This window comes from Anaeromyxobacter sp. Fw109-5, assembly GCF_000017505.1.
Taxonomy (GTDB): domain Bacteria; phylum Myxococcota; class Myxococcia; order Myxococcales; family Anaeromyxobacteraceae; genus Anaeromyxobacter.
In genome coordinates, this window is the sequence record NC_009675.1 from 850,492 (window position 1) to 870,400 (window position 19,909).

Sequence of the window (19,909 nt, forward strand, 5' to 3'; positions counted from 1 at the left end):
TCCGGACAGTCCACGGCGCATGCCAACCCGAGGTGGCGCGAGATCACGGTTGTTTCCCGCGCGAACCGGGCCAGAAGGGCCGCGGCACGGACGGGGCGACCGGAGCGCGGCCGGCTCGAGCCGGCTCCGTCCCCGGGGATCGATTCACGACCTCAGCCGAGCCGTTCCCGGCAGAGGCGCGCGAGCACGGGAGAGACCGCTGCCGGAGGCGCGAGCCCGCCGCGGAGGGCGAGAAGCACGCCGGTGACGGACGCGCGCTCCGCGGTCGGGGACGGGCGGGCGGGTGCCGCGGCGTGCGCGCTGGCGAGCGCCGCCGCGAGCGCAGCGAGCCGGTCGCCGCGGCCGGTGAGCGCGAGCCGCCCCCCGTGCGCCAGCGCCGCACCCGCGCCCGCCGAGCCGAGGCGCGAGAGGAGCGCCGGGGCGCGCTGGGGCGCCATGGCGGCGGCGAGGCAGGCGAGGAGCCGATCAGCGGGACTCATCGAGGGCTCCTGCCCCGGAGGCGCAGGAGGCCGGTGGCGCCCGCGATGGCGGCCGCCCCGACTCCCGCGAGCCCCGCGAGCCCGAGCAGGAGCGGCGACCTTCGCCGCGGGGCCGCCGGGGACGGAACCGCGGCCGCGCCCGGCGCGATCACCACCGAGATGGCGCCCGGCTCGAGCCCGCCGGCGGCCCCAGCGACGAGCGCCCGGATCCCCGCCTCGAGCGCTCGCACGGCGTCGCACGCGGCCGGGCGGCACTTCACGAGCACGGCGCCCCGCGGCGCGGGGACGTCGCCCGGGCGCAGCGGATCGGGCTGCGGCAGGCCGAGGTGGACCCGAGCCTCGACGACGCCGTCGATGCTCTCGACGCTGCGCGAGAGCTCGCCGGCGAGCGCGTGGAGGTAGAGCGCGTGCTCCTCGGTGGGCGTCGGCACCATCGACCCCTTCCCGAACACCTCCCCGAAGCCGGGGGGGCGCGCGCGCGGGAGCTCGCGCTCCGCCAGGACCCGGTGGGCGCGCGCGGCGTCGTGCGCGCCCACCGCCACCATCCACTGTCCGTCCGATCCCTCCTCGCGCCGCTTCGTCGCGGGGAGGCCGCCCTCGTCGAGCGCGACCAGGACCTCGTTCGCTTGCGCCTCGTCGAGGCCGTGCAGCAGCTCCTCTTCCGCGCAGCCGGAGAGGGCCGTGGCCAGGACCAGGAGCGGGATCGCGCGTCGCATGGGAGACCTCCGTCAGACCTGGGCGTTGAGGGCCTGCTTCACGGACTGGGCGCCCTGCTCGACGAGCTTCGAGGCGAGGTCGACCGTCTGGACCACGCGGTAGGCCTCGGCCTGCAGGCCGAGCAGCTCCTGCGCGCTGAAGGTCCTGCCCTGGCGCGCGGCGGCGAGCACGTCGTCGAGGCGCCGCTGCGCGCGCTCGACGCCCTCGAGCGCGGCGAGCGCGGGGCTCGGCCGGGCCCGCTGGTCGCCGGAGGGCGGCGGCGCTGGCGCCCTCGACGCGAGGTGGGCGGAGAAGCTGGCCTGCTGCGGCGCGACGGGCGCGGCTGGGCTGGCCGCCGCCGCCGCGCCCACGGGCGCGATGGGCATGGGGGCCTCAGTGGATGTTGTTGATCGAGGACTTCGCGCTGTCGTGCTTCACCTTCATGACGTTCGACAGCGCGGTGAACTCGCGGCTCTCGCGCTGCATGCCCTCCTGGAGCTGGAGGTACTGCAGGTTGAAGCTCTGGGACTGCTGCTGCAGCGCGCGGGTGGCCTCGAGGAGGTCGCCCTCGCCCGCTCCCGACGCCGGGGAGCGGAGCGCGCCCCCGTCCGCGGTCGCGAGCGTTCCTGCTGCCCCGCGCACCGCCGCGGACAGGACGGTGCCGCCCGGCACGTACGGGGCGGCGAGCTCGACCGAGGCGGCGATGCCGCGGGCGGCGCCCGCGGCGGCGTTGCGGAGCGTGATGCCGAAGCGGGACGGCTCGGTCTTCCTCGAGGTGGTGGTCGCGACGTGGATCGACGGGATCGGCTTCATGGCGTGGCCTCCTGGCCGGCGGGCGAGCAACGGGCGTGCCGCGCCGCCTCCGCCGAGAAACGGCGCGGCGGGGGCCCGGCGCGGGGACGTCCGGCGGACGCTCGGGGCCGGGGCGCGGACGCCGCCGGGACTCGCGGTGGGCCCGTGGTAACGTCGGCCGGTGCCGCGCGAGTACCTCCGCCGCCTGAGCGATCAGATCGTCCACGCCCAGCGCCCCATCCGCGTGCTCCGCGCGATCAACTGGGGCCCGCACGTGCACGAGCGGTTCTTCAAGCACGAGGCGAAGGAGCTGCCTCGCCCCGAGTACCCGCCCCTCGGGTTCGACCCGGCCGACAAGGTGAAGGAGCTCCGCGAGATCCGGCGGCAGATCCGTGGCAGGAACGCCGTCGAGGAGCTGCTGCGGAAGAAGTGCGACGAGTTCGTGGCGATCACGCGGATGCTGGCCGCGCGCGGGACGAAGCGCTTCTACGAGATCTCGCGCCGCGTCTACGGCGATCCGCGCGATCGCTTCCCCGACCACAACGTCGACAACCTCGCCATCGCGCGGCTGTGGGCCTCCCGGCCGCGCGCCCGCGACGAGGAGAAGGTCCACTCGGCGGAGGAGGCGGCGCGGCGGATCGAGGAGCTCTGCAACCCGCTCCTGGGCGGGGACGTGAAGGTGGTGGTGACGACGCGCCTCACCGCCAACGCCGCGGCGGGCGCGACGCGCATCACCCTGCGGAAGGGCGCGCGGTTCTCGGAGCGGCAGGTGCGCGCGCTCGCCCACCACGAGGGGCTCTGGCACGTGCTCACCTCCATGAACGGCTTCCGCCAGCCGGTGCTGACGGTGCTCGGGGTCGGCCTCCCCAGGCACACCGAGTCGCAGGAGGGCGGCGGGATCGTCACCGAGTTCCTCACCGGCCACATCACGGACGAGCGGTACATCGAGCTCGGCGAGCGGACCATCGCCATCGACATGGCGGCGCGCGGAGCCGACTTCCTCGAGGTGTACCGCTACCTCCTCGCGCGCTTCCCGCCGGAGAAGGCGGCGCTCATGAGCGAACGCGTGTTCCGCGGCGGGCTCGTGGAGGGGGGCGCGCCGTTCACGAAGGACGCCGCCTACCAGCGCGGCTACTGCCGGACGTTCAACTTCATCCGCTCGGCGCTCGATCAGCGCGACGTGGAGCTCGTGCGGGCCTTCCTGGCGGGGAAGATGAGCGTGGACGACGCCGAGCTGGTGCGCGACCTGGTGGAGGAAGGGCTGTGCGTCGGGCCGGTGTACCTGCCCGAGTGGTTCATCGACATCGACCGGCTGAACGCGCTCGCCACCCACAGCGTGACGATGAACCGGTTCAGCCTGCCGAGCGTCTCGCGCTACTACGCGGCGCGCCGGAGGGGGGCGCGGCCGGCGGGGGAGGTCGCCGGAGCGCACCGCGAGGACAGCGAGGAGCGGGCCGGGCCGATGGGGGCCGACGAAGGCGACCTCGGGGAGTAGCGGCGCGCCGGAGCCTGCGGGCTCCGCTCGCCGGGCTACGGGCGTCGCTCCTGCTGGACCCGCAGCCCGAGGCCCGTCGCCTCGTGGCCTCGCTCAGCTCACCGTCGCGCCGAAGATCCGCCCCACCGCGTAGGTGACGCCCGCCGCGACCGCGGCGAGCCCGACCATGCGCGCGGCGGAGCGAACGACGCTCGTTCCGGAGAGGAACCCGAGCAACCCGCCCACCGCGGCGAGGAGCGTGCCGGCCAGCGCGGCGGCGATCGCGACGGCGGGCGTGCCGGTGGTGAACAGAAACGGCAGCACCGGGACGAGCGCGCCCACGGAGAAGAGGGCGAAGGACGCGACGGCGGCGCCGATGGGAGAGCCGAGGTCCTCCGGATCGAGGCCGAGCTCCTCGCGCACGAGCGTGTCGGCGGCGCTCGCCGGGTTCTTGAGCAGCTCGGCGGCGGTGCGGCTCGCCTGCTCCGTCGAGAGCCCCTTCTGCTTGAAGATGAGGGTGAGCTCCGCGGCCTCCTCCTCGGGGGCCTCGGCGATCTCGCGCCGCTCCAGCTCCACCTGCCGGGCCAGCAGGTCGCGCTGGCTCGCCACCGAGGTGTACTCGCCGGCCGCCATGGAGAAGGCGCCGGCGAGGAGCCCGGCGAACCCGGTGACGACCACCGCCTCGGGCGCGACGCCCGCCCCCGACACGCCGAGGATGAGCGAGAGGTTCGAGACGAGGCCGTCGTTCATCCCGAACACGGCCGCGCGGAGCGAGCCCGAGCTGCGGCCGGCGCGGTGCCACCGCTCGCGCGTGGCGATGATCTCTCTCGCGTCGGTGGGGGCGCCCTCGCTCATGCCGGCGAGCGTGCTGCGGTGCTCGCGCTCCTCCGCGGCGATCTCGCGCGCCTCCCCGCCCTGGCGCTCGTACTTGTCGGCGTCGCCCGCCTCCGTCTCGAGGACCATCGGCACCACCGCCGCCGAGCCGAGCCGCTTCGCGAGCCAGACGATCGCGCGGACCCGCGAGCTGGGCCGGTCGGGCGGGATCGGCACCCCCTCCCGCTCCAGCTTCCGCTGCCAGAGCTCCGCGTGCCGCCGCTCGGCCTCGGCGAGCTCGCGGAAGCTCGAGGCGCGGGCGGGATCCCTCTCGTGGCGCGCGAGCCCCTCGTACAGGGCGGCGCCGTCGCGCTCGTCGAGGAGGTTCTGGAGCCACAGGTCGGTGCGGGGTGCCATGGGCGGAATGTACCAGGGGTGGCCCCGCTCCTCACCGGCCCGCACGCACACCGGCAGTATCGACGGGCTCGCGACGGGCGGAGGCGGCGGCGGCGGCTTCCGCGCCGTCGGCCAGGAAGGCTCGCCAACCTCGGGGCGGGTGTTCTATAAAAACGGGCTCCCCGGAGAGACCCGTGCAGAAGCTCGACACCCGTGATCCGTCATTCCCCGAAGCCTGGGCGCGCGTGTGCGCCCGCGGCTCGGACGAGGACGAGGCCCCCGTCCGCGAGGCGGCGCTGGCGATCGTGCAGGACGTCCGCGCGCGCGGCGACGCCGCGCTGCTCGAGTACACCCGCCGCTTCGACGGCTGGGACCCGGGCGGTGCCGAGGGGCTCGTGCTCGGCAAGGAGGCGTTCCGCGCGGCGTTCGAGGGCCTCCCGGCCGAGGGTCGCCGGGCGCTGAAGCTCGCCGCGACGCGCATCGCCGAGTTCCACCGGCGGGAGCGCGACGCCGAGGTGCCCGCGCGCCGCGACGCGACCGGCGCGACGCTCGCCCAGGTGGTCCGTCCGCTCGCGCGCGCGGGGCTCTACGTGCCGGGCGGCACCGCGCGGTATCCGTCCTCGGTGCTCATGACCGCCATCCCGGCCAGGGTGGCCGGCGTCGGCGACGTGTACGTCTGCTCGCCCGGGGTGAAGGGCACCGGGGAGATGGACGCCTGGACGCTCGCCGCCTGCCACGTCGCGGGCGTGTCTCGGCTGTACCGGGTCGGCGGCGCCCAGGCAGTCGCCGCGATGGCGTACGGCACCGCCTCCATGCCGCCCGTGGACAAGATCTGCGGGCCCGGCAACGCCTACGTCGCGGCGGCGAAGCGGCTCGTCTTCGGGCAGGTCGACATCGACATGATCGCGGGGCCGAGCGAGATCCTGGTGCTCGCGGACGCCGCGGCCGACCCGGCGGAGGTGGCGAGCGATCTCATCGCCCAGGCCGAGCACGACGCGCGGGCGGTGTCGGTGCTGGTGACGCCGTCGGCGCGCCTCGCGGAGGCGACGCGCGCGGAGGTGGAGCGGCAGCTCGCCGATCTGCCGCGCCAGGAGATCGCGCGGCGCTCGCTCGAGGATCGCGGCGCGGCCGTCGTGACGAAGGACCTCGCCGAGGCGGTGCGGCTCGCGGACGCGTTCGCCCCCGAGCACCTCGCGCTGCACGCGCGCAACGCGGCGTCGCTCGTCTCCAGGCTCTCGCGTGCGGGGGCGGTGTTCGTCGGGACCAGCACGCCGGAGGCGGTGGGCGACTACCTCGCCGGCCCGAGCCACGTGCTCCCCACGGCGGGCACCGCCCGGTTCGCCTCGCCGCTCTCCGTCGCGACCTTCCGCAGGCGGATGAGCGTGCTCGAGCTCACGCCGCGCGCGCTCGCCGCGGTGGCGCCCGCCGTCGAGGCGCTCGCGAAGGCGGAGGGGCTCGAGGGACACTGGCGCGCGGTGGCGGTCCGGGTCGCGAAGACGGCCGCTCCCGCGCGCGCGGGCAAGAGCGGCGCGCGCCGCGGCGGTGCGTCGAAGGCGGCGGCGTCCGGCGCGAAGCGCCGCGGGGCCCGCGTGGCGGCGGGCAGGAGGGCGCGGTGAAGCAGGCGAGCCCGAGGGCCGGTGGGGCGAAGGCGCGCCGCGGACAGGTGGCGCGGAAGACCAAGGAGACCGACGTCTCGGTCGAGCTGCGGCTCGAGCCCGGCGAGTCCAGCATCGCGACCGGCCTCCCGTTCTTCGATCACATGCTCGACCAGATCGCCCGCCACGGCGGCCTGACCCTCTCCGTCCAGGCCAAGGGCGACCTCCAGGTCGACGCCCACCACACCGTGGAGGACGTCGGCATCGGGCTCGGCGAGGCGCTGCGGCAGGCGACCGCCGACAAGGCCGGGCTCGCCCGTTACGGCGTCGCGGTGGTCCCGCTCGACGAGGCGCTCGTCGAGGCGGTGGTGGACCTCTCCGGCCGGCCGCACCTGACCTTCAACGCGAAGCTCCCCTCCGGCAAGCGCTTCATCGGCGCCTACGACGTGGACCTCACGCAGGACTTCCTGCAGGCCTTCGTGAACCACGCGCGCATCTGCCTGCACGTGAACGTGCGGTACGGGCGGAACCTGCACCACGTGGTGGAGGCGATCTTCAAGGCCACCGCCCGCGCGCTCCGCGCGGCCACGGCGCGCGAGGGCACCGCCCTGCCGTCCACCAAGGGGCTGCTATGAGGCTGCGCGAGCGCATGCGCGCCCACGAGGGGGGGAGCCGAGCGCTCCCCCGGTTCGAATGACGCGCCCGCCGGGGACCATCGCGCTGGTGGATTACGGGGCGGGGAACCTCCGCTCCGTCGAGAACGCGCTGCGCGAGGTCGGAGCGCAGGTCGTCGTCACGCGCGATCCGGAGGCGGTGCGGCGGGCCGACCGCGTGGTGGTGCCGGGGCAGGGCTCCATGCCGGAGTGCGCCGAGGCGATGCGCCGGAGCGGCGTCGCGGAGGCGCTGCGCGACGCCATCGCGCGCGGCGCGCCGGTGCTCGGCATCTGCGTGGGGCTGCAGATCCTGTTCGAGGAGGGCGAGGAGGCCGGCGGAGCGAAGGGGCTCGGCATCGTGCAGGGCCGGATCCGGCGCCTGCCCGCGGGCGTGAAGCTCCCGCACATCGGCTGGTCGCCGGTGCGGCTCGTGGGGTCGCGCCCGCCGCTCTTCGCCCCGATGGACGGCGCCTACGTCTACTTCGCGCACTCCTACGCCGCTCCGGCGGACGCGCCCGGCGTCGCGCTCGTGACGACGCACGGCGAGACGTACTGCGCGGCGCTCGCGCGCGAGAACCTGTTCGCGGTCCAGTTCCACCCCGAGAAGAGCCAGCAGGTCGGGCTCGCGCTGCTGTCGCGCTTCGTCGCGATCTAGGAGGCCCCTTGCTCGTCATCCCCGCCATCGACCTCATGGGCGGCGAGGCCGTCCGGCTCGAGAAGGGCGACTTCGCGACCAAGACGGTCTACGCGCGGCACCCCGCCGAGAAGGCGGAGGAGTTCGCCCGGGCCGGCGCGACGCTGCTGCACGTGGTCGACCTCGACGGCGCGAAGGCGGGCTGGCCGGTGAACCTCGACGCGGTGCGCGCCATCTGCGAGGTGCCGGGCATCGAGGTGGAGCTGGGCGGAGGGCTGCGCTCGCTGCCCGACATCGAGAAGGTGCTCGCGCTCGGCGTGCGCTACGTGGTGCTCGGGACGGCGGCCGTCGAGCGGCTGGGCCTCGTGGAGCAGGCGTGCCAGCGGTTCCCCGGCCAGGTCCGCGCCGGCATCGACGCCCGCAACGGCGAGGTGAAGATCGCCGGCTGGCTCGAGGGGACGGGCCTCGCCGCGGTGGACGTGGCGCGCAAGGTCAAGGGCGCCGGCGTGGGGCTCGTCGAGTACACGGACGTGGCGCGCGACGGCATGTTCACCGGGGTCGACGCGGCGGGGGCGGCGCGGATCCAGGCCGAGGCCGGCATCCCGGTGGTCGCCTCCGGCGGGGTCGCCTCCCTCGACGACGTCACGGCCTGCCGCGCCGCGGGCCTCGCCGGGGTCATCGTGGGGAAGGCCCTCTACGAGCGCCGCATCGACCTCGCCGCGGCGATCCGCGCGGCGGCCGCCTAGGATCGGATCGTCCCATGCCCGCAAAGCGCATCATCCCCTGCCTCGACGTGAAGGGCGGCCGCGTCGTGAAGGGGGTCAACTTCAAGAACCTGCGCGACGCCGGCGATCCCGTCGAGGCCGCGCAGCGCTACGACGCCCAGGGGGCGGACGAGGTCACCTACCTCGACATCGCCGCCACGCAGGAGAACCGCGGCACGCTGCTCGACCTCGTCACCCGCACCGCCGCGCGCGTCTTCGCGCCGCTGACGGTGGGCGGCGGCGTGCGCAGCGAGGAGGAGTTCGTCGCGCTGCTGCGCGCGGGGGCGGACAAGGTCTCCGTCAACTCCGCGGCGGTGAAGGACCCGTCGCTCGTGGACCGGCTCTCCCGCATCGCGGGCGCGCAGGCGCTGGTCGTGGCCATCGACGTGAAGCGGCGGCCCCACACCTCCCCACGGGAGTGGGAGGTCTACGTGGCGGGCGGGTCGCGGCCCACGGGGCTCGAGGGCGTGGCCTGGGCGCGCGAGGTGGCCCGCCGCGGCGCGGGCGAGCTCCTCCTCACCAGCATGGACCGCGACGGGACGCGGGCGGGCTACGACCTCGAGCTCCTCGAGCGGGTGTGCGAGGCCGTGAGCATCCCGGTCATCGCCTCCGGCGGCGTCGGCACGCTCGAGCACCTCGCCGAGGGGCTGCGCATCGCCGACGCCGCGCTGGCCGCCTCGATCTTCCACGACGGCCAGCACACGGTGCAGGAGGCCAAGGCCTACCTGCGCGGCCAGGGCATCGAGGTGAGGCCATGACGCCGGCCATGGCCGCGCGCCGGGAAGCGCTCGTCGCAGGGCCCAGGGCCCGAGACGAGCGCCAAGGGCCCCGGCGAGCCGGGGTGGGGCCCCGCGAGCTCCGCTCGCGGGGCGGGGCGGCACGCCCCGTCGAGATCGAGGTGAGGCCATGACGCGGCCCATGGCCGCGCGCCGGGAAGCGCTGGCGGCAGAGGCTCGGGCCCGAGTCGAGGGCCTCGTCGCGCGGGTGAAGTTCGACGAGCGCGGGCTCGTCCCCGTGGTGGCGCAGGACGAGGACGGCACCGTCCTCATGGTCGCGTGGGCGAACCGCGAGGCGCTCCTCGACACGGCGAGGACGGGGCGGGCGACGTACTGGTCGCGGAGCCGCCGGGCCATCTGGGTGAAGGGTGACACGAGCGGCCACGTCCAGGAGGCGCGGGCGATGGCGCTCGATTGCGACGGGGATACCGTCCTTTACGTGGTCCGGCAGACCGGGCCGGCGTGCCACACCGGCACGCGCAGCTGCTTCTCGGAGAGACTGGAGATTCCATGGCAGACGAGCGCTTCCTCGCCCAGCTCTGGGCCACGATCGAGTCGCGCAAGGCGGACCTCGGGGCGACCGAGAGCTACACCCGGCAGCTCCTCTCGAACCCCTCCCGCGCCCGGCGGAAGGTCATCGAGGAAGCGTACGAGGTGAACGAGGCGCATCAGGCCCTGGAGAGCGGGCGGGACTCGAAGGACCACCTCGCCCACGAGGCGGCGGACCTGCTCTATCACCTGTACGTGCTCCTCGCGTCCGCGGACGTGACCCCGGCGGAGGTCTACGCGGTGCTCGAGCGGCGGCACGGCGCGCCGCGCCGATCCAAGGCGGGCGGGGGTGGAACCCCTTGACGGGGGTGGGGATTTCGGCTAATAGCCGCCCCTCAGCCGCACGGAGAGCCGGGCGTCCGAGGGTGCCCGGCTCGTTTGCGTTTCGGCGGTAAACCCGAGAGACACCGAAGAAAGAGCGGAGACGAACTGAATGACCGGCGTGCGCGTCAAGGACGGCGAGTCCTTCGAGAATGCGATGAAGCGCTTCAAGAAGCAGTGCGAGAAGGCGGGCATCCTCTCGGAGATCCGCAAGCGCGAGCACTACGAGAAGCCGTCCGTGAAGCGCAAGAAGAAGGCCCTCGCCGCCAAGAAGCGCGCGATGAAGAAGATGCGGAAGAGCTTCTAGCCGCTCGGGAGGGGTCACGATGGCGCTGAAGGAGACGCTCGACGCGGACATGAAGGCCGCGATGCGCGAGAAGGACGCGGCGAAGCTGAGCGTGATCCGCATGCTGAAGAGCGCCATCAAGTACCGCGAGATCGAGGTGATGAAGCCGCTCGACGACGCCGGCGTGCTGGCCGTCGTCGCCACGGAGATCAAGCGGCGGCGCGACTCGGTCGAGCAGTACCGCGCCGGGAACCGCGCGGACCTCGCGGACAAGGAGGAGGCGGAGATCGCCGTCCTCCAGACCTACCTCCCGGCGCAGCTCGGTGAGGACGAGCTGCGCGCCAAGGTGGACGAGGCGATCGCCCGGACCGGGGCGAAGGGGCCGAAGGACATGGGGGCGGTGATGAAGGCCCTCCTGCCCGAGGTGCAGGGCCGCGCGGAGGGGAAGGCGGTCAGCGACATGGTGAAGGCGCGCCTCGCCGCGAAGTAGCGCCGTTCCCACCGGCGCGCGGGGGTCCGCGCGTCCGCACCGGAGAGGAAGCTCCTGATCCCCGAGGCGCTCATCGAGCAGGTCCGGGATCGCGTGGACGTCGTGGCGGTGATCGGCCGCCACGTGGAGCTCAAGAGGTCCGGGCGGACTTGGAAGGGTTGCTGCGTGTTCCACGGGGAGCGCACGCCGAGCTTTCACGTGTACCCGGAGGACAAGCACTTCAAGTGCTATGGCTGCGGCGCGTACGGCGACGTGTTCACGTTCCTGCAGCGGCTCGAGGGCAAGGAGTTCCCCGAGGTGGTGAAGGCGCTCGCGCAGGAGGTGGGGATCGAGATCCCCGACGCGGCGGAGGAGGACGGCGCCGAGGCGCGCCAGCGCCGCAAGGAGCGCAACGAGGTCCTCGCCGCCTGCGAGGCCGCGGCGCGCTACTGGGCGGCCCGCCTGCAGAGCCGCTTCGGCGAGGCGGCCCGCCGGTACCTCGAGGAGCGCGGCGTGGGTGAGGAGTCCACCCGCCGCTTCCGGATCGGGATCTCCGCCGACGGGTGGAGCGATCTCGCCTCGCGCGTCGCCGAGAAGGGCGTCGCCGCCCCCGCGCTGATGCGCGCCGGGCTCCTCGTGGAGAAGGAGCAGGGCGGTGCCTACGACCGCTTCCGCAACCGGCTCATGTTCCCGATCGCCGGGATGGACGGGCAGGTGATCGGCTTCGGCGGCCGCTCCATGCCGGGCGAGGCGTCCGCCAAGGCGGGGGCGAAGTACATCAACACGCCCGAGACGCCGCTCTACAAGAAGTCCAAGGTGCTCTACGGCCTCGACCTCGCGCGCGAGACCATCCGGAAGGCGCGCGCCGCCCTGCTGGTGGAGGGCTACTTCGACGTGATCGGGCTGCACCAGGCCGGGATCACGAACGCCGTGGCGGTCTGCGGCACGGCGCTCACGGCGGAGCACGTCGAGCTCCTGCAGCGCTGCGACTGCCGCGAGGTGACGGTGCTCTTCGACGGCGACGTCGCCGGGCTCGCCGCGCCCGCCAAGGCGGCGGCGGCGCTGTTCCCGGCCGGCGTCGCGGGCAAGGTCGCCGTCCTGCCGTCGGAGGGAGGCAAGACCGATCCCGACGAGTACGCCCGCGCCCACGGGCGTGCCGGCGTCGAGGCGCTCCTCGAGCGGGCGAGCCCGCTCTCCGAGCACCTCATCGACCGGGCGGTCGAGCGGACGTGCGGGGGTCCGGCGAGGCAGGCGGCGCTCGAGGAGAAGCTGGCCGCCGTCCGCGAGCTGACCCCGTTCGTGCGGATGATGCCGGAGGGGCTCGCGCGTTCCGTGTTCGAGGACGCCATCGCGAAGCGGCTCGATCTGGATTCCGGGGCGCTCCGCGCCGAGCTCGAAGGGGAACGTCCCCGGCGGCCGGCGCTCGCCCGGCCGGAGGCCGCCCCGGCGCCGCGGCCGCCGCGCACGGCGCCCGGGAGCCGGGTGAAGGTGCTCCTGCCGGGCCCGGCGGCCGATGCCCTCGGCCTGCTCGCCGCGTTCCCCGAGGCCCTCGCCGGGATCGCCGAGGAGGAGAACCTGCCCGGGCTCATGCCCCCCGGGCCGCTCGCCGATCTCGCGCGCGACCTCATCCGCGGGCCGCTGCCGCTGGACGCGGCGCTGGCGCGGGTGCAGGAGGCGGGCGACGACGACGCGCTGCGGCGCGTCCGCGAGATCGCCGGCCCGGCCCGGCCGCCGGCGGAGCGCGCCGGCGTCGAGCTCAGGAAGGCTGCCTTGAAATCGAAGCTGGAGCGGCTGGCGTTGGAGATGGGAGAGGCCGAGCGGCGCGTCGTCAAGGCGGGCAGCGCGGCCGTGGACGACCTCTCCATCCAGTACCAGCGGCTCGTCAACCAGAAGCGGGATCTGCAGCGCCGCCTGCATTCGTTGGAGCGCGGCGGATGAAACGCAAGCTGCGGAGCATTCTAGGAAAGTTCGCCGGGCTCGCCCGTCCCAGACCCGTTACAAAGGCGCCACATCGTGCAGAGCAGTCGAAGGAGCCGAGGCACATGACCACGAAGGCCGCGAAGAAGCCGCTCAAGAAGCCCGCCGCCAAGCCGAAGGCGAAGCCGGCGCCGCGGGAGAAGGAGCGGCTCGCGAAGGCCGCGAAGGCGAAGGCCGCGCCGAAGCACGCAGGGAAGGTCGCCCGCTCGCCCGCCAAGGTGGAGAAGGCGGCGCACGCCCAGAAGCCGCAGAAGGCTGCGCCCCGCAAGCCGGAGAAGGCCGAGAAGGTGGTCGAGAAGGCCGCGCGGGCGCCGGAGAAGGCGGAGAAGGCGGAGAAGGTCTCGAAGAAGAAGGTCGAGGCCGTCGCGCCGGTCGCGGTGGTGCCGCCGAAGGGGAAGGGGCCGAAGCTCCGCAAGGCGGCGAAGCCGTTCGACGGCGAGGAGGCCGACGCCGAGGAGGGCGAGGAGGTCGAGGCCGCCGCGGACGACGACGAGCTCGACGAGGACCTGCCCCAGGACGACATGAGCGACATCACCGAGCGGTCCGAGGTGAAGGCGCTCATGCAGCGGGGCCGCGAGAAGGGCTTCCTCACCTACGACGAGGTGAACGACGCCCTCCCCTCAGACATCGGCTCGGACCAGATCGACGACGTCATGTCGATGTTCGGCGAGCACGACATCGAGGTGGTCGACGGCGCAGAGAAGAAGATGAAGCTCCCGGACAAGCCGCCGGAGCCCGAGGGCAAGGCGGAGGCCGAGGAGGAGAAGGACGAGGACGAGGACCCCGGCTACGGCAAGTCCAACGACCCGGTCCGCATGTACCTGCGGAAGATGGGGTCGGTGTCGCTCCTCACGCGCGAGGGCGAGGTCGAGATCGCCAAGCGGATCGAGGAGGGCGAGAAGGAGATCCTGGCGGCGGTGCTCTCGTCGAGCATCGCGATCCGCGAGATCCTCGAGCTCGGCGAGCGGCTGCGGAAGGGCAAGATCCGGGTCCGCGAGATCATCAAGGACGCGGGCGACGAGCAGCAGGCGGAGCGCGAGGAGGAGGAGATCGAGGAGGAGTCGCTCGAGGCCGAGGGCGCCGAGGAGGCCTCCGCGGAGGCCGCGGGCGCCGAGGGCCCCGAGGGTGGCGCGGCCGAGGGCGCCGAGCCCGAGCGCCCGAAGATCCCCAAGGAGGAGGAGCGCAAGGTCGAGCACGTGCTGAAGCACATCGACCTCATCCGCAAGCTCGAGGACGACGTCGTGAAGGTGAAGGAGACCCTCACGACGAAGAAGGTCTCGGAGCCGAAGCGCAAGGAGCTCAGGAGCGAGATCAAGACCATCGAGGGCGAGATGATGGAGCACCTCGAGGCCATCCAGCTCAACAAGAAGCAGATCGACCGGATCGTCCTGCGCCTGAAGGGCTTCATCAAGCGGGTGGAGGAGGCGGAGCGCGAGCTCGCCGACTGCGAGCGGGCGACCTCCGTCCCGGTGCGCGAGCTGCGGCGGCTCCTGCGCGAGGCGCGCGAGGACGAGGGGGCGCGCAAGAAGCTCGGGAAGAAGCTCGGGTGCTCGGCGGAGGAGGTCGAGGAGCTCGACCGGACGGTGCGCTCGGCGTACCGCAAGATGCTGCGCGTCCAGGAGGAGGCGGAGGTCCCGGTGGACGAGCTCCGCCGCACCTACCGCACCATCAGCGACGGCGAGCACAAGGCGGAGCGCGCCAAGACCGAGCTCGTCGAGGCGAACCTGCGCCTCGTGGTGTCGATCGCGAAGAAGTACACGAACCGCGGCCTGCAGTTCCTGGATCTCATCCAGGAGGGCAACATCGGCCTCATGAAGGCGGTGGACAAGTTCGAGTACAAGCGCGGCTACAAGTTCTCGACCTACGCGACGTGGTGGATCCGCCAGGCGATCACGCGCGCCATCGCCGACCAGGCGCGCACGATCCGCATCCCGGTCCACATGATCGAGACCATCAACAAGCTCATCCGCACGAGCCGCTACCTCGTGCAGGAGCTCGGCCGGGAGCCGACGCCGGAGGAGATCGCGGAGAAGATGGAGCTCCCGCTCGACAAGGTCCGCAAGGTCCTCAAGATCGCCAAGGAGCCCATCAGCCTCGAGACGCCCATCGGCGAGGAGGAGGACAGCCACCTCGGTGACTTCATCGAGGACAAGTCGCTCGTGTCGCCGTCCGACGCGGTCATCAACATGAACCTGGCCGAGCAGACGCGGAAGGTGCTCGCCACGCTCACGCCGCGCGAGGAGAAGGTCCTCCGCATGCGCTTCGGCATCGGCGAGAAGAGCGACCATACCCTCGAGGAGGTCGGGCAGGACTTCGAGGTGACGCGCGAGCGCATCCGGCAGATCGAGGCGAAGGCGCTCAGGAAGCTGCGCCATCCGAGCCGCTCGAAGCGGCTCAAGAGCTTCGTCGAGAATTAGAGGGGCGTGATGTGGTAGACGGAGCCAGCCGGGGACCTGGGCCCATAGCTCAACGGTCAGAGCGGTCGGCTCATAACCGATTCGATCCAGGTTCGAATCCTGGTGGGCCCATTCCGAGGGAGCGATTGCCTTGTCGTTGCGTGAGAAGCTGAAGGCGCTGGAGGAGCTGCAGCAGATCGATCTCGAGGCGAACGAGGTCAACGGGGCGCTCGGCGCGATCCCGGCCAAGAAGGCGACCATCGAGGACGCCGTGGGCGACGCGCGGCGAGCCTGGGACGCGGAGAAGGCGCGCCTGGAGGCGAACGAGCGCGAGCGGCGCCAGCTCGACAGCCTGCTCGCGATGGAGCGCGACAAGGTGAAGAAGTGGGAGGGCCGGCTCGGCGAGATCAAGACGCCGCGCGAGTACGCCGCCCTCTCGCGCGAGATCGACATCTCCAAGAAGACGAACGACACGCAGGGCGAGCACCTGAAGGAGCTCGCCGCCCAGGCGGTGCAGCTCCGCGAGGCGCTCGACGCCAAGGCGGAGGCGCTCTCGGAGCGCGAGCTCGCCGCCCAGGCCGAGCTGGAGGAGCTCGCGAAGCGCGGCGCGGCCGCCGAGGAGAAGCTCCGCGAGCTCGAGGCGCGCCGCGCCGAGGCCGCGAAGCGCGTCGATCCGGGGCTCCTCTCGAAGTACGAGAACATCAAGCGGCGGCGGGCCGGGATCGCCGTGGCGCCGGTGGTCGGCATGACCTGCAAGGGCTGTCAGCGCAACATCCCTCCGCAGCTCGCCATCACCCTGCAGCGGGCGAACTCGATCGAGACCTGCCCGAACTGCAACCGCATCATCTACTCGGCCGACGCGGTCAACCCGCCGGCGCCGTCGCCCGCGTAGGCGCCCGTGCCGAAGCCCGTCCTCGCCGAGCTCCTGCGCTTCATCGCCGCGAACGAGCAGCTCCCCCGGACGCTCCAGCGCTACTCGGGCTACGATCGGGACACGCTCGGCAAGCTCATCGACGCCGCCGCCGACCGCATCGAGGAGGCGGAGAAGGCGCGCGAGGGGGCCGCGTCGGGAGCGGGCTCGAAGGGCATCAAGGTCCGCAAGCAGACCGACGTGGAGAAGGCCGCGGCCCGCTCGGCCACGGAGCTCGACGAGGCGATGGAGCTCTCGAAGGCCGAGCGCGACCAGCGCCGCCGCGAGCGCGCCGCGCAGGCGCAGCGCGAGGCCGCCCAGGCGGCGGCCGCCGAGGTGGAGGAGCGCGCGAAGCGCACGCGGCTCTACACCGACGGGGCGGCGCGCGGGAACCCCGGCCCCGCCGGCGCCGGCGCGGTGATCGTGAGCCCCGACGGCCACATCGTCGCGAAGGTCGGCAAGTTCCTGGGCGAGTCCACGAACAACGTGGCCGAGTACATGGGGCTCATCCTCGGCCTCCGGCGCGCGAAGGCCATGGGCATCAAGGAGCTCGAGGTGTTCGCCGACTCCGAGCTCCTCGTGAAGCAGCTCGCGGGCGACTACGCCGTGAAGGCCGAGCACCTGCGGCCGCTCCACGACGAGGCGCAGCAGCTCCTGAAGGGCTTCAGCTGGATCCAGGTCCGCCACATCCCGCGGGAGGAGAACGGGCAGGCGGACGCGATGAGCAACCGGGCGATCGACGAGCGGCTGTAGGCCGCGGGGATCGGGGCCTCACCCCGGCAGGTTCCGCGCGAACAGGAACGCGGAGAGGATCACCAGCACGAGCGCGAACGCGCGCCGCAGGAGCGCCTCGTCGAGGCGCGCGGCGAGCCGCCGCCCGGCGCCCGAGCCGGCCACCCCCGCCAGCGCGAACGGGATCGCCACCTCCCAGTCCGCGGGCGCGCCCCGCGCGCTCGCGGCGAGCGCCATCGCCGACGCGAGGGCGACCACCACGAGCGAGGTGCCGACGGCCTGGCGCGGCGGGAACGACAGGACGAGCAGGAGGACGGTCACGATCACGAAGCCGCCCCCCACGCCGAAGAGGCCGGTGAGGAACCCGACCCCCATCCCGGCCGCCCCGAGCTTCGCGCACGAGCGGACGTCCGGGCGCAGCACGCACTCCCGCGGCTCCCCGCGCGCGCGATCCGCGGGCCTCCAGACGAGCGCGGCCGCGAGGAGGAGCAGCCCCGCGAACGCGATCAGGAACCCGCGCCCGCCGAGCCGCTCCCGCAGCAGCGACCCCGCGATCGAGCCCGCCGACGCGACGCCGGACAGCGCCAGCGCGGTGGGGAGGCGCACGGTGCCGGCGCGCCAGTGCGAGGCCGCGCCGCTCGCGGCGGCCAGCCCGACGACGAGGAGCGAGGTGGTGGCGGCGGTGCTCACGTCCTCGCCCAGCACGTACACCAGGATCGGAACGGTCAGGACGGAGCCGCCCGCGCCCAGGGCGCCGAGGAGGCCGCCGACGAGCAGCCCGGAGGCCGTGAGGACGAGGAGGTGCATCACCCGCGGTGCGGTCAGGCCGGGCGGCGGGCCTTCGCGAGCGCCTTCTCCGCCACGCCGGCGGCGACGAGGATCGGGTCGTAGACCGGGGCGAGCGGCGGTGCGTACGCGAGGTCGAGCTGCTCCAGCGCGGAGACCGACCACCCGGCGGTGAGCGCCGTGGCGTAGACGTCGACGCGCCCGGTGACCCCCTCGGCGCCGACCAGCTGAGCGCCGAGGAGCCGCCCCGTCGCGCGCTCCGCGAGGAGCACGGTCGTGATCTCGCTCGCGCCCGGATAGGCGTGGCCACGGCTGCGGTGCGTCGAGGTCGCGGCCACGAAGTCGAGCCCCGCCCGGCTCGCCTCGGCCGGCGCGAGGCCGGTGCGCCCCACCTCCAGGCCGAAGACCTTGAACGCGGCGCTCCCCACGATCCCCCCGAACCGCTCGTCCGCGCCGGCGGCGTTCGCGCCCGCCACCTTCCCCTGCTTGTTCGCGGTGGTGCCGAGCGGGATCCACGCCGGGCGTCCCGTCACCAGGTGCCTCGCCTCCGCGCAGTCGCCCGCCGCCCACACGCCGGGCGCGCTCGTCCGCTGGGCGTCGTCGACGGCGATCGCGCCGCTCGCGCCAGTGGCGAGGCCGGCCGCCTCGGCCAGCGCGGAGTTCGGGCGCACGCCGACGGAGACGAGGACGAGGTCCGCCGGGAACGGGCCACGATCGGTCACGACCGCGAGCTCCCGGTCGCCGCGGCGGATCTCCGTCACCGAGACGCCGGTGTGGGCCTCGACCCCGTGGCGCGCGAGCTCCCGCTGGACGGCCTCGACGACGGGCGGGGCGAAGCCGGGCAGGAGCTGGGTCATCTTCTCGAGCACCGTGACGGCGAGGCCGCGCGCGCGCAGCGCCTCCGCCATCTCCATCCCGACGTATCCGGCCCCCACGATCACGGCCCGGCGGGGCGCCGCCTCGGCCAGGAACCGCTTCATGGCGGCGCCGTCGGTGAGCTCGCGCAGCACGAACACGCCCGGCAGGTCCATGCCCGGAAGCGGCGGCCGCACCGCGCGCGCGCCGGTCGCGAGGACGAGCGCGTCGTACCCCAGCTCCAGCTCCTGGCCCGAGGAGAGGTCGCGCGCCCGCACCCGCCTGCGCCCGAGGTCGATCGCCGACGCCTCGTGGCGCGTCCGGACGTCGATCCCGCGCTCGTCGCGGAACCGCTCGGGCGTGATCACGACGAGGTCCTCGATCGCGCGGCCGGGGTCGAGGAGGTTGTACGGCATCCCGCACGCGCCGTAGGACACGTACGGCCCGCGCTCGAGGACCACCACCTCCGCCTCGGGCGCGCGACGCTTTGCCTGGCTCGCGGCGCTCATCCCTGCCGCGACGCCGCCGACGACGACGATCCGGGCCATCGACCCCTCCGCCATACGAGCCGCGACCCCTCGCAGCCGGTTCGCGCGGTCGCGTACCGAAGGTGATCGCGAATCACGAACCATGGGTCAGTGCAGCCGGCCCGGGCTCCACGCGGGATGCCCCGCGTTCGAGAGCTCGTGCAGCGCCTGGACCGTGACGAGCAGCTCGAGCGCGAGCCTGGCGCACGCCGAGCAGCCGGCGACGTGGCACCTGACGCGGTCCAGGACGGCGGGATCGCGCTCGCCGTCGATCAGCTCCGAGAGCCGCTCCGAGAAGTCGGCGCAGCGAAGGGGATCGGGCGGACCGGAGCGCATGGCGGACCTCCGTGTTCGCCATGTTCGAGCCGCGAGGGACGGGCGCGGAGCCGGTCCTTCGTGGGGCGTGCTGGGGCCACGCGCCCACGGCCGGCGACACGAAGGCGCCCCTTCAACAGCCTGCTAGAGCGCGGTCTCGTGCTTCGGCGCGTCGCGCACCGCCCGCGCCGCCTCCTCGGCCCGCTGCGTCTTGAGCTTCTTCATCCGCTTGCGGATGAGCTCGCGCTTCAGGCTCGAGAGGTGGTCCACGAAGAGCGTGCCGTTCAGGTGATCGGTCTCGTGCTGCACCGCGATCGCGAGCAGCTCGTCCGCCTCGAGCTCGAACGGCTTGCCGTGGTAGTCGAGCGCCCGGACCCACACCTTCGCGGCGCGGGCGACGTCCTCGGCCTCGCCGGGGATGGACAGGCAGCCCTCGGTCCACGTCGTCTCGCCCTCGGCGCGGACGATCTCCGGGTTCACGAGATGGATCAGCTTCTGCCCCTCCTGCCGGGGAGAGGTGTCGATGACGATCACCCGCTTCAGGACCGCGATCTGCGGCGCGGCGAGCCCGACGCCGTCGGCGGCGTACATGGTCTCGGCCATGTCGTCGAGGAGCCGGCGGATGGAGTCGTCCACCCGCTCGACGGGGTTCGCGACCTCCTTGAGGATCGGATCTGGCCAGATGACGATTTCACGCACCATGAGGTCAGGCAC

The 19,909-nt window shown here is 73.6% G+C and carries 22 protein-coding genes, 1 tRNA gene and 1 pseudogene; 15 read left to right on the plus strand and 9 right to left on the minus strand.

Translation table 11 applies throughout. The features are described from left to right. Positions 1 to 152: 152 nt before the first annotated feature. Genes ANAE109_RS03830 through ANAE109_RS03845 form a run of 4 tightly spaced genes read right to left on the minus strand, consistent with a single transcriptional unit; the run spans position 153 to position 1,988 of the window. Complete coding sequence (locus ANAE109_RS03830; RefSeq protein WP_041448107.1) at positions 153 to 479, minus strand: hypothetical protein; 327 nt, start codon at positions 477 to 479, stop codon at positions 153 to 155. Continuing rightward, the gene (locus ANAE109_RS03835) at positions 476 to 1,195 is read right to left on the minus strand and encodes a secretion protein (protein WP_011985067.1); all 720 of its coding nucleotides are present in this window, start codon (positions 1,193 to 1,195) and stop codon (positions 476 to 478) included. The genes ANAE109_RS03830 and ANAE109_RS03835 overlap by 4 nt, the downstream gene beginning before the upstream one ends. Positions 1,196 to 1,207: 12 nt before the next feature. After that, positions 1,208 to 1,561 (minus strand): hypothetical protein, encoded by a 354-nt coding sequence (locus ANAE109_RS03840; RefSeq protein WP_011985068.1) that lies wholly within the window; start codon positions 1,559 to 1,561, stop codon positions 1,208 to 1,210. A gap of 7 nt (positions 1,562 to 1,568) precedes the next feature. Continuing rightward, positions 1,569 to 1,988, minus strand: a complete 420-nt coding sequence (locus tag ANAE109_RS03845; RefSeq protein ID WP_011985069.1) for a hypothetical protein — start codon at positions 1,986 to 1,988, stop codon at positions 1,569 to 1,571. Positions 1,989 to 2,148: 160 nt separating this feature from the next. Here ANAE109_RS03845 and ANAE109_RS03850 point away from each other — a divergent pair, with 160 nt between their 5' ends. Then, positions 2,149 to 3,462, plus strand: a complete 1,314-nt coding sequence (locus tag ANAE109_RS03850) for a flavohemoglobin expression-modulating QEGLA motif protein (RefSeq protein WP_011985070.1) — start codon at positions 2,149 to 2,151, stop codon at positions 3,460 to 3,462. Between the two features lie 93 nt (positions 3,463 to 3,555). Here the strand turns inward: ANAE109_RS03850 and ANAE109_RS03855 are convergent, their stop codons facing one another. Beyond that, positions 3,556 to 4,671: a VIT1/CCC1 family protein gene (locus ANAE109_RS03855; protein ID WP_011985071.1), complete on the minus strand. Its 1,116-nt coding sequence runs from the start codon at positions 4,669 to 4,671 to the stop codon at positions 3,556 to 3,558. 173 nt (positions 4,672 to 4,844) lie between these two features. Here ANAE109_RS03855 and hisD point away from each other — a divergent pair, with 173 nt between their 5' ends. From hisD to ANAE109_RS23225, 14 genes and pseudogenes are all read left to right on the plus strand, one after another. Next, a complete protein-coding gene (gene hisD, locus ANAE109_RS03860) occupies positions 4,845 to 6,266 on the plus strand; it encodes a histidinol dehydrogenase (protein ID WP_011985072.1) in 1,422 nt (473 codons plus the stop codon). Next, a complete protein-coding gene (hisB, locus tag ANAE109_RS03865) occupies positions 6,263 to 6,880 on the plus strand; it encodes an imidazoleglycerol-phosphate dehydratase HisB (RefSeq protein WP_011985073.1) in 618 nt (205 codons plus the stop codon). Before hisD ends, hisB begins: the two co-directional genes overlap by 4 nt. A gap of 58 nt (positions 6,881 to 6,938) precedes the next feature. Next, entirely contained in the window at positions 6,939 to 7,553 is a 615-nt protein-coding gene (gene hisH, locus ANAE109_RS03870) for an imidazole glycerol phosphate synthase subunit HisH (RefSeq protein WP_011985074.1), read from the plus strand. Positions 7,554 to 7,561: 8 nt separating this feature from the next. Then, positions 7,562 to 8,278, plus strand: coding sequence for a 1-(5-phosphoribosyl)-5-[(5-phosphoribosylamino)methylideneamino]imidazole-4-carboxamide isomerase (gene hisA / locus ANAE109_RS03875; protein WP_011985075.1), 717 nt, complete (start codon positions 7,562 to 7,564; stop codon positions 8,276 to 8,278). A 14-nt stretch (positions 8,279 to 8,292) separates the two neighbouring features. Beyond that, positions 8,293 to 9,054: an imidazole glycerol phosphate synthase subunit HisF gene (hisF, locus tag ANAE109_RS03880; protein WP_011985076.1), complete on the plus strand. Its 762-nt coding sequence runs from the start codon at positions 8,293 to 8,295 to the stop codon at positions 9,052 to 9,054. A 160-nt stretch (positions 9,055 to 9,214) separates the two neighbouring features. Next, positions 9,215 to 9,550, plus strand: a pseudogene (gene hisI, locus ANAE109_RS26110) (phosphoribosyl-AMP cyclohydrolase); the annotation flags it as partial. 32 nt (positions 9,551 to 9,582) lie between these two features. Then, complete coding sequence (hisE, locus tag ANAE109_RS03885; protein WP_049768512.1) at positions 9,583 to 9,924, plus strand: phosphoribosyl-ATP diphosphatase; 342 nt, start codon at positions 9,583 to 9,585, stop codon at positions 9,922 to 9,924. A 130-nt stretch (positions 9,925 to 10,054) separates the two neighbouring features. Next, positions 10,055 to 10,249, plus strand: coding sequence for a 30S ribosomal protein S21 (gene rpsU, locus ANAE109_RS03890; protein WP_011985077.1), 195 nt, complete (start codon positions 10,055 to 10,057; stop codon positions 10,247 to 10,249). 19 nt (positions 10,250 to 10,268) lie between these two features. After that, positions 10,269 to 10,718 (plus strand): GatB/YqeY domain-containing protein, encoded by a 450-nt coding sequence (locus ANAE109_RS03895; RefSeq protein WP_011985078.1) that lies wholly within the window; start codon positions 10,269 to 10,271, stop codon positions 10,716 to 10,718. A gap of 57 nt (positions 10,719 to 10,775) precedes the next feature. Beyond that, on the plus strand, positions 10,776 to 12,635 hold the full coding sequence (gene dnaG, locus ANAE109_RS03900; RefSeq protein WP_255342642.1) for a DNA primase: 1,860 nt from the start codon (positions 10,776 to 10,778) through the stop codon (positions 12,633 to 12,635). Beyond that, positions 12,632 to 15,091, plus strand: coding sequence for an RNA polymerase sigma factor RpoD (gene rpoD, locus ANAE109_RS03905; protein WP_011985080.1), 2,460 nt, complete (start codon positions 12,632 to 12,634; stop codon positions 15,089 to 15,091). Before dnaG ends, rpoD begins: the two co-directional genes overlap by 4 nt. 38 nt (positions 15,092 to 15,129) lie before the next feature. Further along, a tRNA-Ile gene (locus ANAE109_RS03910) sits at positions 15,130 to 15,202 on the plus strand. 19 nt (positions 15,203 to 15,221) lie between these two features. Beyond that, the gene (locus ANAE109_RS03915) at positions 15,222 to 15,962 is read left to right on the plus strand and encodes a zinc ribbon domain-containing protein (protein WP_011985081.1); all 741 of its coding nucleotides are present in this window, start codon (positions 15,222 to 15,224) and stop codon (positions 15,960 to 15,962) included. A gap of 6 nt (positions 15,963 to 15,968) precedes the next feature. After that, positions 15,969 to 16,733: a ribonuclease HI family protein gene (locus ANAE109_RS23225; RefSeq protein ID WP_011985082.1), complete on the plus strand. Its 765-nt coding sequence runs from the start codon at positions 15,969 to 15,971 to the stop codon at positions 16,731 to 16,733. 18 nt (positions 16,734 to 16,751) lie between these two features. On the opposite strand, the gene ANAE109_RS03925 is transcribed toward ANAE109_RS23225, so the two are convergent. The 4 genes from ANAE109_RS03925 to def form a co-directional block, all read right to left on the minus strand. Beyond that, positions 16,752 to 17,519 carry a sulfite exporter TauE/SafE family protein gene (locus tag ANAE109_RS03925; protein WP_011985083.1) on the minus strand — a complete coding sequence of 256 codons (768 nt, stop codon included), beginning with the start codon at positions 17,517 to 17,519 and terminating at the stop codon, positions 16,752 to 16,754. A 14-nt stretch (positions 17,520 to 17,533) separates the two neighbouring features. Next, positions 17,534 to 18,901, minus strand: a complete 1,368-nt coding sequence (locus ANAE109_RS03930) for an FAD-dependent oxidoreductase (RefSeq protein ID WP_200860880.1) — start codon at positions 18,899 to 18,901, stop codon at positions 17,534 to 17,536. Between the two features lie 87 nt (positions 18,902 to 18,988). Continuing rightward, positions 18,989 to 19,216: an anti-sigma factor gene (locus tag ANAE109_RS03935; RefSeq protein ID WP_041448110.1), complete on the minus strand. Its 228-nt coding sequence runs from the start codon at positions 19,214 to 19,216 to the stop codon at positions 18,989 to 18,991. Between the two features lie 123 nt (positions 19,217 to 19,339). Further along, on the minus strand, positions 19,340 to 19,897 hold the full coding sequence (gene def, locus ANAE109_RS03940; protein WP_011985086.1) for a peptide deformylase: 558 nt from the start codon (positions 19,895 to 19,897) through the stop codon (positions 19,340 to 19,342). Positions 19,898 to 19,909: the final 12 nt, after the last annotated feature.

Bases quoted from the DNA above. Each gene is read 5' to 3' on its own strand.
- hisE (WP_049768512.1), top strand. From the start codon at position 9,583: ATGGCAGACGAGCGCTTCCTCGCCCAGCTCTGGGCCACGATCGAGTCG.
- ANAE109_RS03835 (WP_011985067.1), bottom strand. From the start codon at position 1,195: ATGCGACGCGCGATCCCGCTCCTGGTCCTGGCCACGGCCCTCTCCGGC.
- ANAE109_RS03830 (WP_041448107.1), bottom strand. From the start codon at position 479: ATGAGTCCCGCTGATCGGCTCCTCGCCTGCCTCGCCGCCGCCATGGCG.
- ANAE109_RS03925 (WP_011985083.1), bottom strand. From the start codon at position 17,519: ATGCACCTCCTCGTCCTCACGGCCTCCGGGCTGCTCGTCGGCGGCCTC.
- ANAE109_RS03840 (WP_011985068.1), bottom strand. From the start codon at position 1,561: ATGCCCATCGCGCCCGTGGGCGCGGCGGCGGCGGCCAGCCCAGCCGCG.
- ANAE109_RS03855 (WP_011985071.1), bottom strand. From the start codon at position 4,671: ATGGCACCCCGCACCGACCTGTGGCTCCAGAACCTCCTCGACGAGCGC.
- ANAE109_RS03935 (WP_041448110.1), bottom strand. From the start codon at position 19,216: ATGCGCTCCGGTCCGCCCGATCCCCTTCGCTGCGCCGACTTCTCGGAG.
- hisF (WP_011985076.1), top strand. From the start codon at position 8,293: ATGCCCGCAAAGCGCATCATCCCCTGCCTCGACGTGAAGGGCGGCCGC.
- ANAE109_RS03930 (WP_200860880.1), bottom strand. From the start codon at position 18,901: ATGGCCCGGATCGTCGTCGTCGGCGGCGTCGCGGCAGGGATGAGCGCC.
- ANAE109_RS03895 (WP_011985078.1), top strand. From the start codon at position 10,269: ATGGCGCTGAAGGAGACGCTCGACGCGGACATGAAGGCCGCGATGCGC.
- rpsU (WP_011985077.1), top strand. From the start codon at position 10,055: ATGACCGGCGTGCGCGTCAAGGACGGCGAGTCCTTCGAGAATGCGATG.
- hisH (WP_011985074.1), top strand. From the start codon at position 6,939: ATGACGCGCCCGCCGGGGACCATCGCGCTGGTGGATTACGGGGCGGGG.
- ANAE109_RS03845 (WP_011985069.1), bottom strand. From the start codon at position 1,988: ATGAAGCCGATCCCGTCGATCCACGTCGCGACCACCACCTCGAGGAAG.
- def (WP_011985086.1), bottom strand. From the start codon at position 19,897: ATGGTGCGTGAAATCGTCATCTGGCCAGATCCGATCCTCAAGGAGGTC.
- rpoD (WP_011985080.1), top strand. From the start codon at position 12,632: ATGAAACGCAAGCTGCGGAGCATTCTAGGAAAGTTCGCCGGGCTCGCC.